Source organism: Pseudomonas sp. SWI36, from assembly GCF_002948105.1.
In the GTDB taxonomy this organism is placed as follows: domain Bacteria; phylum Pseudomonadota; class Gammaproteobacteria; order Pseudomonadales; family Pseudomonadaceae; genus Aquipseudomonas; species Aquipseudomonas alloputida.
The window spans coordinates 4,954,415-4,969,977 of record NZ_CP026675.1 but is presented as its reverse complement, the minus strand read 5'-3'; the positions used below and the strand labels follow the sequence as shown (position 1 = coordinate 4,969,977).

Below are 15,563 nucleotides of genomic sequence, written 5' to 3'. Positions count from 1 at the left end.
AGCGCATACCCAGGCTTCGAAAGCCTGCCCAGTCAATGAACTGCGCCCCTGACGATGCTCATGGTCGCTGCCCATCCGGTAGCACCGCCTGCACCACACTGGCTGGCTGTTGCAACAAGCCTCGGGGCAAGCGGAAACCTTTGAAAGGTTGCTGGGTAATGGGATTGAAGGCTTTTTCAGCGTTAAGCCGATAGCGCATCACGCCATCTCCGGTCCTGAAGCTCAGGTCCACGCTGGTCGCCGTCCGGCCATTGAGCGCGCCGCGGCTGAGCAAGCGAAACATCGACCACGGGCCACGGTACTCCAGGCTGCTGCTGTTGCCATTTTGCCTTAGCAAGGTGAGATTGCTGCGGACCTGCTGCCCCAAGGTATTGGGCCAGACAATACCCGTGATATGGCTTGGCCCATGGGTGTAGGCAATCAACTGGCCATCCAGGTCCAGCAGGCTGGTACGCTGGTTCGCACTGAGCCCCAAGGGCTCGATGCTGAACTGCACACTCAGCTTGCCACGCTGATCGAAGAAGGTTTCGCGGATGCGATCCGCCAGCTCGAGCTGCTCGATCACGTCGGCACGAATCAGGGATTGCCCGTGCTGAGCGGACTGCAAGGCCTCAAGGTTGTCCTTCAGGAAAACCTTGAGATACCGATCATTAAACTGCTGCAGGCGCCCTTTCGGCCCGAAGAACGCCTCGAAGTCATCCAAAGAAGCATCGGGTGCCTTCACCACAAAGGGGTAGCGGCCTGCCAGGCGTTGCTGGAAAAAACTGTACACGTCAGCATCCCAACGTCGCTCCAGTTCGCGCAGTGCTTCAACGTTCAGCACCTGGGCAGTCTGGTCGGCGAGCTTTCTGACCTGGTGGCTGATAGGCTCCGGTAAACCTGTGGCAATACGTTGCAGGGTGCCGATCGGGTCCTGCCCTGTCATCGCAAAGCGCTGATGCACGGCTTGCAACGCGGCCTTGCCGCGGTCCGGGCTGTCTTGTACGGCCTTGGCGTAGTCCAGCACGGCCGCAACAGCGCCAAGGGTTTCATCGTAGTAGCTCGGCTTTTCTCCTGTCGCCTGCAGCATGGCGCCCAAGCCTGCAAACGCCCGCTGGATGGCCAACGCTTGCTGTTGCTCGGGTTTTCCGGTTGCTACGCGCAGCGTACTCAGCTCACCCGATGCTTCAACAGCTGCTGGAGGCGCAAGCGAGGTGTTATCCCTGACCGTATCCAGCAGCCGTTGCAACGGTGCTGCGGGGCCGGTCAACTGCTCCAGGATCGCGACACCATGGTCCAGATCACGGAAGTCAGCCACCGTAAAAGCGTTCAGGGCGCGCCGCCAGCTGTCAATGTAATCGGCGCTGTAGAGGTTATACAGCCGCTCGGTCAGCGCATCGCGGTCGACGTCCGAATAGTCGAGTTGACTGCGCTCCCCCAATGCCCATTGATCAACCATCGCCATTTCAGCGAAGCGTTGGCTGTGCGGCTCGAAGTATTCCCTGAAGCCTTTGGCGGTGAGCATGGCGGCCAGCCGTACATCCTCATCCCCTTGCCTGGCCCCGGAAGACGGCTGGTACACCACATCGAACGCAGGCCCTACCTGGTGGCGCAGGTCCAGCCCGGCGTGCAACTGCTGGTACGACTGTTGTTTCAGCCCTGCATAGACCCGCTGTGGCAACGGCAATTTGCGCAGCCCCTGCTGCACTTCGCTGACCCGCTGGCGGTACTGCGGCAAATCGGTATCGGCATAGGCCAAGGCGTATTTCAGGTGCTGCATGAGGTCACGCTGCAACTGCCCCTGGCCAGGAAAGGCCCGCTGCCACTGACGGGCCATCCAGTCCTCGACCCATTCGGGCCGGCGGCTGTTACGGTCCTCGATCATCCGGTAAACCCTGAGCGCGGCCATTTGTTGCTCGCTGCCAGGGGGTGCTGCATTCATGGCATCGATCACACCACTGGCCAAGGCCGGCAAGAAACGTTTAGACAACAAGCTGAGGTACGCCTCATCAACCAAGGGACCAATGTTGCGCCCTTGATACAAGCCAAAATCGGCAACCACCGGCCAGGCCGCACGATAGTCGCCAAACACCGACACCGCATCGCGAATCTGGTCCAGTGGCGCCAGCAGGTTGCGCCCGGTCGGATCAAGACGCATATCGACTTCGTGACCGCTGTACTCCTGGCTTTTGGCGAGCACACTGGCAGCCTTGGCGCCATTGATGTCGGCGTAACGCTGCCAGCTGGCAACGGCGATACTGAACGCCAGGATGCCTACACCAGAGCCCACCCACAGCAAGTGGCGCTTGCTGCGCGCAACCCGAACATTGTCACCCGCCAGCCCGGCTTCCTGATAGATAACCCGCCTGAATGCTTGCTGGATGAAATAGACCAACGCCTTCCCCTGTGCTTTACCTTCACGCAGGGGCAGCTTCGTCGTGTAGGGCTGTGCCGCTTCACGGACAAAGGCATTGCGCATGTCGCCTTGCTGTACCACTGACGACCAGTACACACCACGTACCAAGGGTGGCGTGGTGAACCGGTCACTCGCCAAGGTTTCGCGCAAGAATGCCTGCAGTATGGGGCGCAACCCGATCAACTGTGCATGCAGTGAGAACAGGCGACCGCACGGCGCTGTCTTGCCCAGTACATCCAGCCGGTCGATGACCTGCTCCTGCAATTGGGTGAGAAGCCGCCCGTAGTGCTCGTCATACTCATCCAGCCAGGCGTCGAACGCGTCAACCGCATCCAGCTTGAAGGTGAACCCCAACAGGCTTTCACGCTTGGCGGCCGGAAGCTGGCTGTAGAACTGGTCGAAGCCGTCCAGCAGATCGAATTTGGTCAGTACCACGTACAGCGGCAGGCGCGCCCCCAACTGACTGCTCACTTCGTAAAGGCGTGTGCGCAACCCATGGGCCAGCGCGACGCGCTGCTCGGGCTTGCCATGCAGCAGCGCCGGCAGGTCGACCACCAGCAACACACCATTGAGCGCCCGCTGGCTTCGCTTACGCTGCAGCCAGCCCAACAGGTGCTCCCACAACCGGGCCTGGATGCCGGGCGGCGCGGAGGCTTCGTAGGGGGCGTTGGCCGCCGAGCCCGCCGGCGGTTTTTGACTGATGAAAACACCGGGCGGGTCGATGATCACGGCATCGTCGCTGACCCACCAGCCTACCGGGTAGGCCAGTGCTTCAGCCTGTCGGCCCCGTGCCTGGGCCTGGTCGATACGCGTCAGGGTAAAGCGCTGATCGGTGCGGTCGATGAAGCTGCTTTTACCGGACTGTTCGTCGCCCAACACCAGGTACCAGGGCAGCCGGTACAACGCGCGTCGCCCACCGGCATTGTCGAGGTACCGCTCAAGCCCCTGGCTCAAGGCCCGCTCTTGCGCCTGCACGAACGGTAGCGCGACATCCTGTTCGGCGGCCAGTGCCTGGCGGCGCTCCGCTTGCAGGCGGCGAAAGCGCGTGCGCAGCACCCCAAGCCAGCACAGAAGCGGCACCAGCACGAGCACCAGGCTTGCCACGCTGCGATGAGCCACACTTGCCAGCGGCTGCTGCTCACGCCACGTCCATTGCGGGCCTAGCCACCAGATAGCGACCAGCATCAGCAAGGCGCCAAGCCCGAGCAGCAGCGGCAGTGCCAGGCCAATGCGCGTTACCCACGGCAAGCCCCAACGTTTGAGTTGCGTCCATATTTGATTCATCGAGGCTCCTGATCCTTGTCTTGAACTGCCAGCGCTGGGGATGCGGCGTACTGCTGAAGCCGCTGAAATACCTCGGGCTCCCACGCACTGGCGGTGGTTTGCTGCATGGTTCGGGCAACGCTGGCGCACAGGTCCTGGGCCAGCCAGGACACGCCCCGCGCGGCCAGCAGATCGGCTGCAATCACCGTGGTGTGGCAACGCTCACGGGGAGCACGAAAGCCCGCTTGCAACCCTTGCAGCCGAAGGAGCAGCGGTTCTACGCCACCGGTTTCCAGCTGGCTGACCAGCTCCTCGCGCAGGCCGCTGAACTCCTGGGGGGTTGCACCTTGGCCTGACGGCCATTGCGTGCCCTTGAGCCAGGCCAGGCACTGGTCGTCGACAAATACCAGCCCGTCGCTGAAGCACAACTGCTGCAGCGAAGGCATACGCTGTACAAACCGGGCGGTGGCACAACGGATGGCCTCGGCCACCTCGCACATCGCCAGCTGTGTGGCGACGGTCGCAGCCAGAAAGCTGCCGCGAATCCAGAAGGGGCAAGCCGTCAGGCTCTTTTCAATGCGCTGCAGCAAGGCGGGGTCAACCACCTGACTGGCTATGGCCTCTTCATAGACCCGCGTGATATCCAGCGGAACCGCCATCAATTCCGTACGGTTGCCCTGCCTGACTTGGGGAGCAACCTGAATGTGCGCCCACAAACCGAAACGCCGTAACTGGTAGCCGGTAGCGTCGTAAGGGTCCTGCTGGTTGATGAGCTCGGCCATGGACAGCACGGCCCGGCGTGTCTCACGCTCATTGCCCATCGACATGCGTGACACGGGTGTGGCGATGACATCGGCCAACGGTGCAGGCTTCTCGGTTGCAGCCGGCGCTTTGGGCACAGCAGCCTCGCCGCCACCGCTGGCAAGTTCCGAGTATTTGCCTAGCAGGCGCTCAAGTTCGCCCAGTGCTGCCGTGTCCAGCTGCCCCGTTTCCTGTTGTTGCAAACGTTTCAAGGCAGCCTGCGCTGCCGCTGCGTGGGTCGGGGTGTAGGTAAAACGATCAAGACGCGGGAGCGCCTCGGCCAAGCGATCGATCACCAGGGCAACCAGCTTGCGCTTGCCCAGGAAGCCTTTCGGTCCCGGCTTGGGATGAGCGGCCTCCCAATAGCACTCGAGCATGCCGGCCAGCAACGCCAAGGTGCATCCCCACTGCTCCCAGCAGCCGCTACGCAACCATGCGGCACTCAGGTGCGCAACGATTCGCAAGTGCTTGCATTGCTGGCTCAGGTACTGACGGGACGCGTCTTCGATGTAGACCCAGTCGATCGAGGCTTCCTGCAGCCCACCCAGCTTGACCATCTCCTGATCAATGGCCTGATAGGTTTCGTCCTCGACATCGAACAGGCCAGCCGGAACTGCCGGATCAATCGGCGCGAGCAACCGAGCGACCTCTTCCCCGGATACCTGCGCTACCACCGACATGTGCTCCGCGCCCGGCTGATCAAGGGGTCCAGGCCTTGCGCATCGAAGGTCAGCCCGTCGACCTCGCCGTGATCACTCACAACCTCGATACGCTGGGCACCGATCAGCTTCCTGACCTGCTCTATGGCGGGCAGGCCCCGCCCGGCATCGAGCACTTGACCGTTCTCCATCACCTGCCAGGGGGTCTCACGGGTAGACCAGCCCTCCCCGCTCAGGCGTACCTTGACCCAGCTTGCTTCGATCGGACGCCTGGCAATCAGCTGTAGCCGGGAGATGGCCTGGATGCAACTGATTGCCATGTAGGCACGTTCATCACCCGATGCGATGGCGGGCGCCGAAATCACAAGCGCTGGTGCGCCTGCCCCGTCCTGGGGCTGGCTCCCGATGCGAAACGTCAGGTCATCCGGTGCCCGTTCAGCTTCATTTGCCATCACCCGTAACACAGTGGGGGCCTGCTGCTCCGGTGCAGACCACTGCCGCTTTGGCGTGTACGCCGGGGTGCCAGCAGCCTGATCGAAACAGGCCAGTCGCTCGACGTTGGACACGATCCGGGGACAGTCCCGCGTGGAGCCTGCCAGCACCGGCTGCAGACAAAACAGCAACGAGAGACCGGCGCCATATGCACAGCGGTTAATCATCCTGAATTTACTCTCTGAATAGTACAAATGGCCTATATTGCGCAAAGAACTTTCCTACAAATAGATAGCAATGCCTATGCGTCCGTGCGACCAATTAAAACAAATCCAGCAGAAGCCTATTACACAGTACCGAATGCACACAAACAAATATTTATTTACATCTTAATGCTCGACCAAAGACCACTCTTCCGCGCATCGTTTTCATAGGGAACGGACAAATAACCCAACCCATTAATCATATGTGGGAATCTTCCTACAAGACCGAGACAACAATAAACACAACTAGCACCTGAACATCCTACAGCCCAACAGGGAGTTGCGTACCGATGTCTAACAATACGGGATCCGTTGCGCCGAAAGAACGCGTCAATATCAAGTATGTCCCCGCTACCAGCGATGAGCAGGCTGAGGTGGAGCTGCCGCACAAGATGCTGGTGCTGGGCGACTTCGGCCTGGATGACAACCGTGCGCTTGAGGACCGTCAGGTCATGCGCATCGATAAACATACATTCAACAGCGTGTTGAACGACGCCAACGTGAGCCTGGACGTAACGGTACCGTCCAGGCTTGGCACCGCCCCGGATACCGAGCTGGCCGTCTACCTGCAGTTCAGGTCCATCAACGATTTCGGGCCGGACCGGATCGCGCGCCAGGTGCCCGAGCTGAACAAGCTGCTGGCGCTGCGCGAAGCACTGGTCGCCCTGAAAGGCCCGCTGGGTAACGTCCCGGCCTTCCGCAAGCAATTGCAGCACCTGCTTAACAACGAGCAGGCGCGTAAGCAGCTCGCCCAAGAACTGGACCTGGTGCTCGAGGCGCCAGAACAAGATTGAGACAATGGAGCGTCCACATGCCCAAGCCAAGCAGCACCGCCATCACCACAGACGCAACGGCCGACACATTGAGCAATGCCACCTTGCTCGACCAGATCATGGCAGAAACCAAGCTGGTGCCTGCTCAGGAGGGCTACCAGATTGCCAGGCAGGGCGTATCTGCCTTCATCGCCGAAATCCTCAAGAGCAATGACCCGGATCAACTGATCAACAAACACCGAGCCGACCAGATGATTGCCGAAATCGACCGAATGCTCGGCAAACAGATGGATGCCATACTGCATCAGCCTGAGTTCCAGCAGCTTGAATCATCGTGGCGCAGCCTGAAACTTCTGGTCGACCGCACGGACTTCAGGGAGAACATCAAGCTTGAAGTCTTGCATGTCACTAAAGAGGACCTGCTCGACGACTTCGAAAATGCTGCCGACATTACCTGCAGCGGTATCTACAAGCATGTATACACCGCGGGTTATGGCCAATTCGGGGGAGAGCCGGTTGCGGCAATGGTAGGCAACTACAACTTCGGCCCCTCTTCCCCTGACATCAAGTTGCTAAGTTACATGGCCTCCGTTGGCGCCATGTCCCATGCCCCTTTTCTTGCTGCACCTGCCCCCGAATTCTTCAATTTGAACAGCTTCGAGGAGCTGCCTAACCTCAAGGAAATAAAAGACCTCTTCGCCGGCCCTCGGCATGCCAAGTGGCGCGCTTTTCGTGAAAGCGAAGACGCCCGCCACGTCGCCCTGACCGGGCCGCGCTTCATGCTTCGCTCCGCTTACCACCCGCAGGAACAACCGATCGAGAGCTTCAACTACAACGAAGACATCGCCGGGCAGCACGACAACTACCTGTGGGGCAATTCTGCTTTTCTGTTAGCCAGTTGCATCAACGACAGCTTCGCCCGCTACCGCTGGTGCCCGAACATCATCGGCCCCCAATCGGGCGGTGCCGTCGAAGACTTGCCGGTCCACCTGTACGAATCCCTGGGCCAGTTGCAGGCCAAGATCCCTACCGAGGTGCTGATATCCGACCGCAAGGAATTCGAACTGGCCGAAGAGGGCTTCATCGCCCTGACCATGCGCAAAGACAGCGACAACGCCGCGTTCTTCTCCGCCAACTCGGTACAAAAGCCCAAGCACTTCCCGAAAACCCCTGAGGGGCTTCAGGCACAGACCAACTACAAGCTGGGTACCCAGTTGCCCTACCTGTTCATCGTCAACCGGCTCGCCCACTACATCAAGGTGCTGCAGCGCGAGCAGATCGGCAGTTGGAAAGAGCGCCGTGACCTTGAGTCCGAGCTGAACAAATGGATCAAGCAGTACGTCGCCGACCAGGAGAACCCGTCTGCCGACGTTCGCAGCCGCCGGCCGCTGCGTGCCGCCCGTATTGAGGTCTCGGATGTTGCGGGTGACCCGGGCTGGTACCAGGTTTCGCTCGCCGTACGCCCGCACTTCAAGTACATGGGCGCGAACTTCGAGATTTCTCTGGTCGGGCGGCTCGATACGCAATGAGTGGTCTTTTTGATCGCCTGATGGTGGACCAGTGCACCCGCCGGGAGGCCTCCCGACGCGAGAGCGCTTCCCACAAGTTCGCCGCCATCAAGCGCCACCTCGAAACGCTGCTGAATGCCCGCCAGGGGTGCTCCCAGAGCAGCCCTGAGCTGGGCCTGCGCGACTTCAATGGGCATGACGTGAGCAACGGCGACTTGCTTGTGCAGGTGAGCGCGGATATCCGTCGCAGCCTCCAGCGCTTCGAGCCGCGCATACAGGTACGCACGCTCAACGCAGTGCCCGATACCCATGCCCCGCTGGAGCTGCATTTCAGGCTGGATTGCCTGGTACAGGTCAACAACCACGCAGAGCAGCTGCAACTCGAGCTGCTGGTCGATGGCCACAATCGCTACACGCGAGTGAGGTGACCGATGTCACTGAGAGACAGTTTCAGCGAAGAACTGCGTTACCTGCACGAACTGGGGAACGACTTTGCCAAGGAAAACCCACAACTCGCGCGGTTGCTTGGCAAAGGTGCCAGCGACCCCGATGTCGAACGCCTGATGGAAGCCTTTGCGTTCCTGACCGCCAAGCTACGGCTGAAGCTGGAAGACGACTTGCCAGAGCTGACCCATCCCATGCTGCAGTTGCTGTGGCCGAACTACCTGCGGCCGCTGCCCAGCGCGACGATCATCAAGTTCAGCCCGGTGAGGCAATCCCTCAGCCAGTCACAGCGCATCCCAAAGGGGTCGCGGCTGTTCTCGAAACCGGTAGACGGCGTGGCCTGCGAGTTCCGCACCTGTACAGCGGTCAACATTCATCCGTTCGAGATCGACACGGTCGCAGCCACCCAGACATCCGATAGTTCTGTGATCTGCATCAGCCTGCAATCACTGGTCGAGCGGCCGTTGAACAGCCTGGGCTGTACCAGCCTCGACTTTTACCTCAGCGGCGATGCTCGAACCGCGCGCACGCTTTATCTGTGGGTTTCTCAATACCTCAAGGATGTCAGCGTGACCATCAATGGCGAGGTTCGTCGGCTGCCGGCAAACAGCATCACATTCCCAGGGTTCAGCCCCAACGACGCCTTGCTGCCTTACCCACAGAACGTCTTTGATGGCTATCGCATCCTGCAGGAGTACTTCGCGTTCCCTCAACGCTTCCACTTTTTCAGCGTTACCGGCCTGGAAAAGATCTGGCCAGCTCATGACAGCCAGCAGGTAAACCTTGAATTTCACTTCACGCGCCAGCTACCCGACTCGCTGCGTGTCGGCAAAGCAGATTTCAACCTGTTCTGCGCACCTGCGGTCAACCTGTTCCAGCACAGCGCCGAGCCCATCGACCTGTCCGGCAAGGACGCCATGGTTCCACTGAAGCCCAAGGGCACAGCGCCGCACGGCTACGAAATCTTCAGTGTCGACCAGGTGATCAGCACCCGAACGACGACTGACGGTAACACCGGTGAGCACCTTCGGACCTTCCGTCCCTTCGAGTCCTTCGCCCATGAAATCGAGCACGTCCAGGGGCGCACGGCGCTGTATTACCGCTGCCAGCTGGAAGAGTGCCTGCACGGCAATGGCGTCATGCATCAAATCGCCTTCGTCCGCGCCGACGCCAACAGCTACATAGGCGAGCTGGAAACCGCGTCCATCGACCTCACCTGCACCAATCGGGACCTACCGCTGGCGCTAGGCGTGGATGACATCAACGTCCTGAGCGAACTTACGCCGCCGCTGGCCACCTACACCAATCTCTGTACCCCCACCCGCCCCTGTCGCCCGGTGCTGGACGGCCAGTTGCAGTGGGCGTTGATCTCCAACATGTCGCTCAACTACCTGTCCATGCTCTCGGTAGAGCCGCTGAAAGCGGTGATCCGCGCCTATGACTTCATGGCCCTGCACGACATCCAGCAGGCTCGCACCACCCGTAAACGCCTGGAGGGTATGCGCGACATTCATACGCAGCCCATGGATTGGCTGATCAAGGGGCAACCCATTCGCGGCCTGCACACCCTGCTGAAACTGGACCAGTCCGCCTTCCTCTGCGAAGGCGACTTGTACCTGTTCAGCTGTGTGCTCGCTCATTTCTTCGCCCTGTACGCCAGCATCAATTCCTTCCACCAGCTGGAAGTGATCAACACCACCAATAACGAGCACTACACATGGCCAATACAGACCGGCAAGCAACCGCTGATCTAGCCGACAAGCTGCTCTGCAAAGCGCACCAGTACAACTTCTTCCAGTTGCTGGAGCGGTTGCACGGGCTGCATGGCGATAACCTGGAACCGCGTTGGCCGGACGAGGCCACCCGGTTGCGCATGCGCCTGGCCTGCGACCCACGGCTGACCTTCCCTGTATCGGACGTGTACAAAGCCCAGCGAATGCCCGCTGAGGACGAGCGCTACCGCGTCGTTGCCACGTTCCTGGGGTTGCACGGCACCGATTCGCCATTGCCCACCTATTATCTGGAACAGGTGGCGTATGAACATGCGCATGGCATCGGTGTACGGCCGGCCTTCTTCGACTTCTTCAACCACTACCTGCTCAGCCTGTTGCACCGTATCTGGCGCAAGTACCGCTATTACATCCGCTTCCAGCCAGGTGCCAGTGACGGGTTCTCGCAGTACATGTTTGCCCTGCTGGGGCTTAACGACAAGCAGTTGCGAGGGGACACGGCGCTGCCCTGGAGCCGCCTGCTCAGTTTTGCCGGCGTAATCGCCAGCCGCAGCCGTGCGCCGGGCACTGTGGCCGGCATCATTGCGCACTGCTTCGACCTCAAGCAGGTGCACATCCGCGAGTTCGAGACGCGATCAGTCGTCACGCCGTCCAGGCAGCTTGCAAGCCTGGGGCGGACCAACGGCCAGCTGGGCAGCACGTTCATGATTGGCAGCCGCACGCGCACCCGCAGCAGCAAGTTCACCATCGTGATCAGCGAACTCGACCAGAAGCAGCTGCGGGACTTGCTGCCCAGCGGCATCAACTTCGGCCGTTTGCGCGCACTGATCGACTTTCTGCTGCGTGACGGGCTGGCCTATGACCTGGAGCTGCGCCTCAAGCAGAGCGCGTTGTCACCCTTCTGCTTGCACCGCAGCCAGGGTGCCTATCTGGGCTGGACCAGCTTCGTCGACGACCGGCATGGCCAGATCAGCCCGGTTGTACGCTTCCGGGGGCGCTCATGAGCACAGTCACCTTGAGCATCACCAACCTCGACCAACTGCAGCACGGCGTTACTGCTCGGCACCTGTTCGACTGCAAGGGCGGCACCATCGGCAGCGGGCGAGCAAACTGGCGAATCAATGACCGCGATCAGGCCGTTGCGCCCATCCACTGCGAAATCCGCTGGATCGAGGGCAGCTTCTGTGTGATCGACCACTGCCACCGCACCTACGTCAATGGCAGTGCCAACAGCCTGGGGCCGCTTCCACCCAGGCGCCTGGTTGAGGGTGACCAGCTTCTCATTGGTGCCTATCGCCTACAGGTTCAGTACTCCCAGGATCAGGCCTGCACACGCTCGCTGGAGGACCTGTTCAACCCGGACCCGAGGGTGCTCGACCGCCTGATAGCCGAAGCGCCTGCACCCGCTTGGCCGGCACAGCCTTCTGCCCCCCAACCAGCCGTCGAGATCTGCTCGGTCTTCAAAGCAGCCATGGGGAACGACCCTCTGGCAGCGCTGGACGCAGCAGACGGTGAAGGGGCACTCCGAGAAAACCCGCTGCAGCGCCTGATTGCCGGAGCATACCCATGAAGCCTCATCCACTTCTGCTCGCCCCCCTGCTGCTTGCGCTGGTCGGCCCCGCCGGCTGCACCTCTTTGAGCAGAATGAGCCAGGTGGCCATGGACCACTCGTTGCCCATCGGGCCGCCCAAGGATCACCCGACCGAGGTCGCATTCAGCATCAATGCCAGCCCTACCCTCAACGGCAATCCGGACAGCCTTGACGTCGCAGCCGATCAGGATCGCGCCCTGGAGCCCAGCCCCTACGCTGTGACCCTGAGTGCTGGCGACCCCTATGCGTTGACCGAAAAAATCGGGGTTCTGTTCGAATACCTGCAAGCGCAATTCCCGGCCATGTCCCCCGTCGAGCTGGACGAAGGAGACGAAAGCGACCCGGCTCGCTCGCCCCTGGAAGAAAGCGGCCCCGGCAGCTACGACGACCCTCAGGTGGCGTTGACCTTGCCGCGCACCACAAGCGTTGCCTCAGCGCTGGTCGCCACGCCCATTGCCATCACGATCCTGCAACTGCGCGACGACTCACTGCTGCGCAACACCGTGTACCAGCTACTGGAGCAGGACCCGGCCAAGGCGCTGCGCAGTACCTATATCCGTAGTGACGACTACCTGCTGCGCCCTGGCCAGTTCAAGTACATCCCGTTCGAACCCATCCACGCCGAAACCCGCTTCGTCGCGGTGATTGCCGACTACCGAGGCCATGAAAACGCCAGTTGGCGGCAAGTACTGCGCATTCCGCCGCGTGGCCGCCAGATCATGCTGTCGGTGTTGGTCAACGACACGCACATCGTGCTCAAGGAAGAAGACTGATGGCACCTCAACACCCTTTGCCCTTCCTGCTTACTCACGCTGACACGGAGCGCCCATGAGTTCACGCAATCCCGTTCTCTGGCCCGAAGGCCTGTTCGTCAAACCACAGCATTTCCAGCAGGCGACAAGGGCCAGCGAAGCAGCCCTGCACCAGCGCCTCGCCAGCCTCAATGCAGCCTTCTACGGCTTCAGCGAACTTCAGTTGAACGACGAATACCTGAGCCTGGGCAAAGTCGCCATCACCCGGGCGCGAGGTGTGATGCCGGACGGCACGGTGTTCGACATTCCCGCCGACCTTCCGCCACCGCCGCCGCTGGAAATCGGCGACGACGCGTGCCAAGACAGTGAGGTGTATCTGTGCCTGCCGCTGCGTACCGATGGCGGCCGCGAAGTGAGCTGGCCCGACAATGCAGCCAATTTCCGCTATACCGCCCAGGCACAGGAAATCAAGGATACCCACACCGCTGACGGTGACCTGGTGCAGGTAGACCTTGCGGTGCCCAACCTGCAGCTCAAACGCAAGACCGAAGACAGCAGCGCCTACACCCGCCTGGCCCTGGCACGTATTCTGGAACGGCGCCCCGACGGCAGCCTGCAACTGGACGAAGCGTTCTACCCCACCAGCGTTTCGGTGCGGGCGGTGCCAGCGCTGCAGCGGTTTCTTGAAGAAATCACCCATACCTTGCGCGAGCGGGCGCGCGGCCTCGCCACGCGGATTGGTGCCTCGGGCCAGTCCGGGATCGCCGACATTCGCGACTTCAACCTGCTGCAGGCCATGAACCGTTGGTGGCCATGCTTCCAGCATCTGGCCAGGCAAGCGCAAACGCACCCCGAGCAGCTGTACCTGTGCATGAGCCAGGCCTGTGGCGAATTCGTCACCTTCACCGACCAGAACAGGCTGCCGCAGGAGTACCCCGCCTATCACCACACCGCACTGCGCACCTCCTTCAAACCGCTGGAAGACACCTTGCGCCGGTCTCTGAGCACCGTCTTGCGGCCGCGCGCTGTTTCACTGCCGCTGGAGAGCGAACAATTCGGCGTGATGACGACCACGCTGGAAGACCGCCGGCTGATCGACGAAGCCGACTTCATCCTCGCCGTGCGCGCCGACCTGCCACCACAGGCGTTGCGCCAGATGTTCATCCAGAAAGCCAAGATCACCTCACTTGAGTCATTGAATGACCTGGTGCCGCTGCAATTGCCGGGCATCCCTTTGTTGCCATTACCCGTGGCGCCCCGCGACCTGCCCTTCCATGCGGGCTTCAGCTACTTCGAGCTGGACCGACGTGATCCGGCCTGGGCGTGCATGAGCAAGGCGAATGGCTTCGGCATCCACATTGCGGGCGACTTCCCAGGGCTTGAACTGCAGTTCTGGGCGATCAGGAGTGAGTGACATGGGAAAAGACAACAATACGCCCACCGATGAAAACAACGCTGCAGTCAACGCGCTTGATTCAACCCTTGAACAGCCAGTACCCGCCCCCCGGGCTGCGGCAACCAATGCGCAAATATCCACGGACAAACCTGAGCCAGAGCCCGTTTCCGAAGGCTACCCCGCTGACCCGGAATTTCAGCTGCGGGGCGGCTTCGCCAACCTGATGCTGGATGCCGCATCACCGTTGTTCGGCTTGGTCATACGCCTGCGTACGCTGGACGAGCTGCCGAACATCCAGGACGTGCACCAGCAAGTACGCAGCCAGATCGACAACATTCAGGAAGAAATGCGCCAGCACGGTTACGAACCCGCTCAGTTGCTGGCGTACTCCTACGGTCTGTGCCTGTTCATAGACGAGGCCGTAATGGAGCGGCCCTGGGGCAAGAGCAGCTGCTGGAGTCAGGAGCCGCTGCTCAGCATCTTCCACGACGAGACCTGGGGTGGGGAAAAAATCTTCACGGTGATCACCCGCCTGATGCAGGAGCCCAAGCGTTATCAGGACGTACTTGAGTTCATGTACTACGCCCTGTGCCTTGGGCTGAAGGGCAAGTACGCGCTCGCGCCGAAAGGCGAAGAAACACTCAACGCACTGATTCACCAACTGCACGGGATCATCCGCGAACTGCGCGGCCCTACCCCCGAAGAAGTCTGCGACCCCTACACCAATGTGGCCCCACGCAACTTCCGCATGAGCCGGCAATGGCCCTGGTGGAGCCCCTTGGTGATTTCCGCCATCGCCATGGCGGTGGCTTACAGCATTTACAGCTATCGCCTGCATCTGATTACCACCGAGGTGCTGGAGTCGCTCAACGGCATTTTGCAGCAGTAGCGCGTCGATCCACGGCGCAGCTGATTCATTGAATTGACGAGGTACCTGCCTCGTTGACAAGCCCATCGTTCCTGATGGCCACGCCGCACGTGGTGGCGTGATTTATCCATATGGATGTAGGAGAAACTGCCATGCCAACACCCGCTTATATCAAGATCATAGGCCAGACCCAAGGCAACATTACCGAAAATGCATTTACCGCTGAATCCGTCGGCAACGTGTTCCAACAAGGCCATGAAGATCAAATTCTGGTTCAGGAAATCAAGCATGAGGTGACTACGCCCACTGACCCCCAGAGCGGTCAACCGAGTGGCCAGCGCGTGCATAAGCCTTTCATATTCACCAGTTCGCTGAATAAAGCTACACCCCTGATGTATCAGGCACTTGCCAACGGCGAAATGCTGCCAACGGTCGAGGTCAGCTGGTATCGCACCTCGTCGGAAGGCAAACAAGAGCATTTTTTCACGACCACGCTCGAAGACGCCACCATCGTCAGCATCAATACCGTGCTTCCCCACGCACTCGACAAAGACAATGAAAACTACACCCAACTGGTTGAAGTATCGCTGGCGTATCGAAAGATCACGTGGGCTCACGATGTAGCCAATACCGAAGGCTCTGACGACTGGCGCGCACCTGCCGCCTGACCTGTGCAAATGCCCTGGGC

At 60.6% G+C, this 15,563-nt stretch carries 13 protein-coding genes; 10 read left to right on the top strand and 3 right to left on the bottom strand.

The window, feature by feature from the left end:
• Positions 1–58: 58 nt before the first annotated feature.
• The 3 genes from tssM to vasI are packed head-to-tail and all read right to left on the bottom strand — an operon-like array spanning position 59 to position 5,777.
• On the bottom strand, positions 59–3,679 hold the full coding sequence (tssM, locus tag C4Q27_RS23675; RefSeq protein WP_064491565.1) for a type VI secretion system membrane subunit TssM: 3,621 nt from the start codon (positions 3,677–3,679) through the stop codon (positions 59–61).
• Entirely contained in the window at positions 3,676–5,139 is a 1,464-nt protein-coding gene (gene tssA / locus C4Q27_RS23670) for a type VI secretion system protein TssA (protein WP_104887433.1), read from the bottom strand. The genes tssM and tssA overlap by 4 nt, the downstream gene beginning before the upstream one ends.
• A complete protein-coding gene (gene vasI / locus C4Q27_RS23665) occupies positions 5,127–5,777 on the bottom strand; it encodes a type VI secretion system-associated protein VasI (protein WP_177410018.1) in 651 nt (216 codons plus the stop codon). Before vasI ends, tssA begins: the two co-directional genes overlap by 13 nt.
• Positions 5,778–6,103: 326 nt before the next feature.
• On the opposite strand from vasI, the gene tssB reads away from it, so the two are divergent.
• The 10 genes from tssB to C4Q27_RS23615 all read left to right on the top strand — a co-directional run bounded on the left by tssB (position 6,104) and on the right by C4Q27_RS23615 (position 15,543).
• A complete protein-coding gene (gene tssB / locus C4Q27_RS23660) occupies positions 6,104–6,607 on the top strand; it encodes a type VI secretion system contractile sheath small subunit (protein WP_064491563.1) in 504 nt (167 codons plus the stop codon).
• 17 nt (positions 6,608–6,624) lie between these two features.
• Positions 6,625–8,115 carry a type VI secretion system contractile sheath large subunit gene (gene tssC, locus C4Q27_RS23655; RefSeq protein WP_064491562.1) on the top strand — a complete coding sequence of 497 codons (1,491 nt, stop codon included), beginning with the start codon at positions 6,625–6,627 and terminating at the stop codon, positions 8,113–8,115.
• Positions 8,112–8,522 (top strand): type VI secretion system baseplate subunit TssE, encoded by a 411-nt coding sequence (gene tssE / locus C4Q27_RS23650; RefSeq protein WP_064491561.1) that lies wholly within the window; start codon positions 8,112–8,114, stop codon positions 8,520–8,522. Before tssC ends, tssE begins: the two co-directional genes overlap by 4 nt.
• A 3-nt stretch (positions 8,523–8,525) precedes the next feature.
• Positions 8,526–10,292, top strand: coding sequence for a type VI secretion system baseplate subunit TssF (gene tssF, locus C4Q27_RS23645; RefSeq protein ID WP_064491560.1), 1,767 nt, complete (start codon positions 8,526–8,528; stop codon positions 10,290–10,292).
• Positions 10,256–11,272, top strand: coding sequence for a type VI secretion system baseplate subunit TssG (gene tssG, locus C4Q27_RS23640; RefSeq protein WP_104887432.1), 1,017 nt, complete (start codon positions 10,256–10,258; stop codon positions 11,270–11,272). Before tssF ends, tssG begins: the two co-directional genes overlap by 37 nt.
• On the top strand, positions 11,269–11,838 hold the full coding sequence (locus C4Q27_RS23635) for an FHA domain-containing protein (protein WP_064491558.1): 570 nt from the start codon (positions 11,269–11,271) through the stop codon (positions 11,836–11,838). Before tssG ends, C4Q27_RS23635 begins: the two co-directional genes overlap by 4 nt.
• Entirely contained in the window at positions 11,835–12,632 is a 798-nt protein-coding gene (tssJ, locus tag C4Q27_RS23630) for a type VI secretion system lipoprotein TssJ (RefSeq protein ID WP_064491557.1), read from the top strand. Before C4Q27_RS23635 ends, tssJ begins: the two co-directional genes overlap by 4 nt.
• A gap of 55 nt (positions 12,633–12,687) precedes the next feature.
• Positions 12,688–14,025 (top strand): type VI secretion system baseplate subunit TssK, encoded by a 1,338-nt coding sequence (tssK, locus tag C4Q27_RS23625; protein WP_020191637.1) that lies wholly within the window; start codon positions 12,688–12,690, stop codon positions 14,023–14,025.
• A 1-nt stretch (position 14,026) separates the two neighbouring features.
• Positions 14,027–14,896, top strand: coding sequence for a type IVB secretion system protein IcmH/DotU (gene icmH, locus C4Q27_RS23620; protein WP_064491556.1), 870 nt, complete (start codon positions 14,027–14,029; stop codon positions 14,894–14,896).
• Positions 14,897–15,027: 131 nt separating this feature from the next.
• Complete coding sequence (locus C4Q27_RS23615; RefSeq protein WP_064491555.1) at positions 15,028–15,543, top strand: Hcp family type VI secretion system effector; 516 nt, start codon at positions 15,028–15,030, stop codon at positions 15,541–15,543.
• The last annotated feature ends 20 nt before the right edge of the window (positions 15,544–15,563 follow it).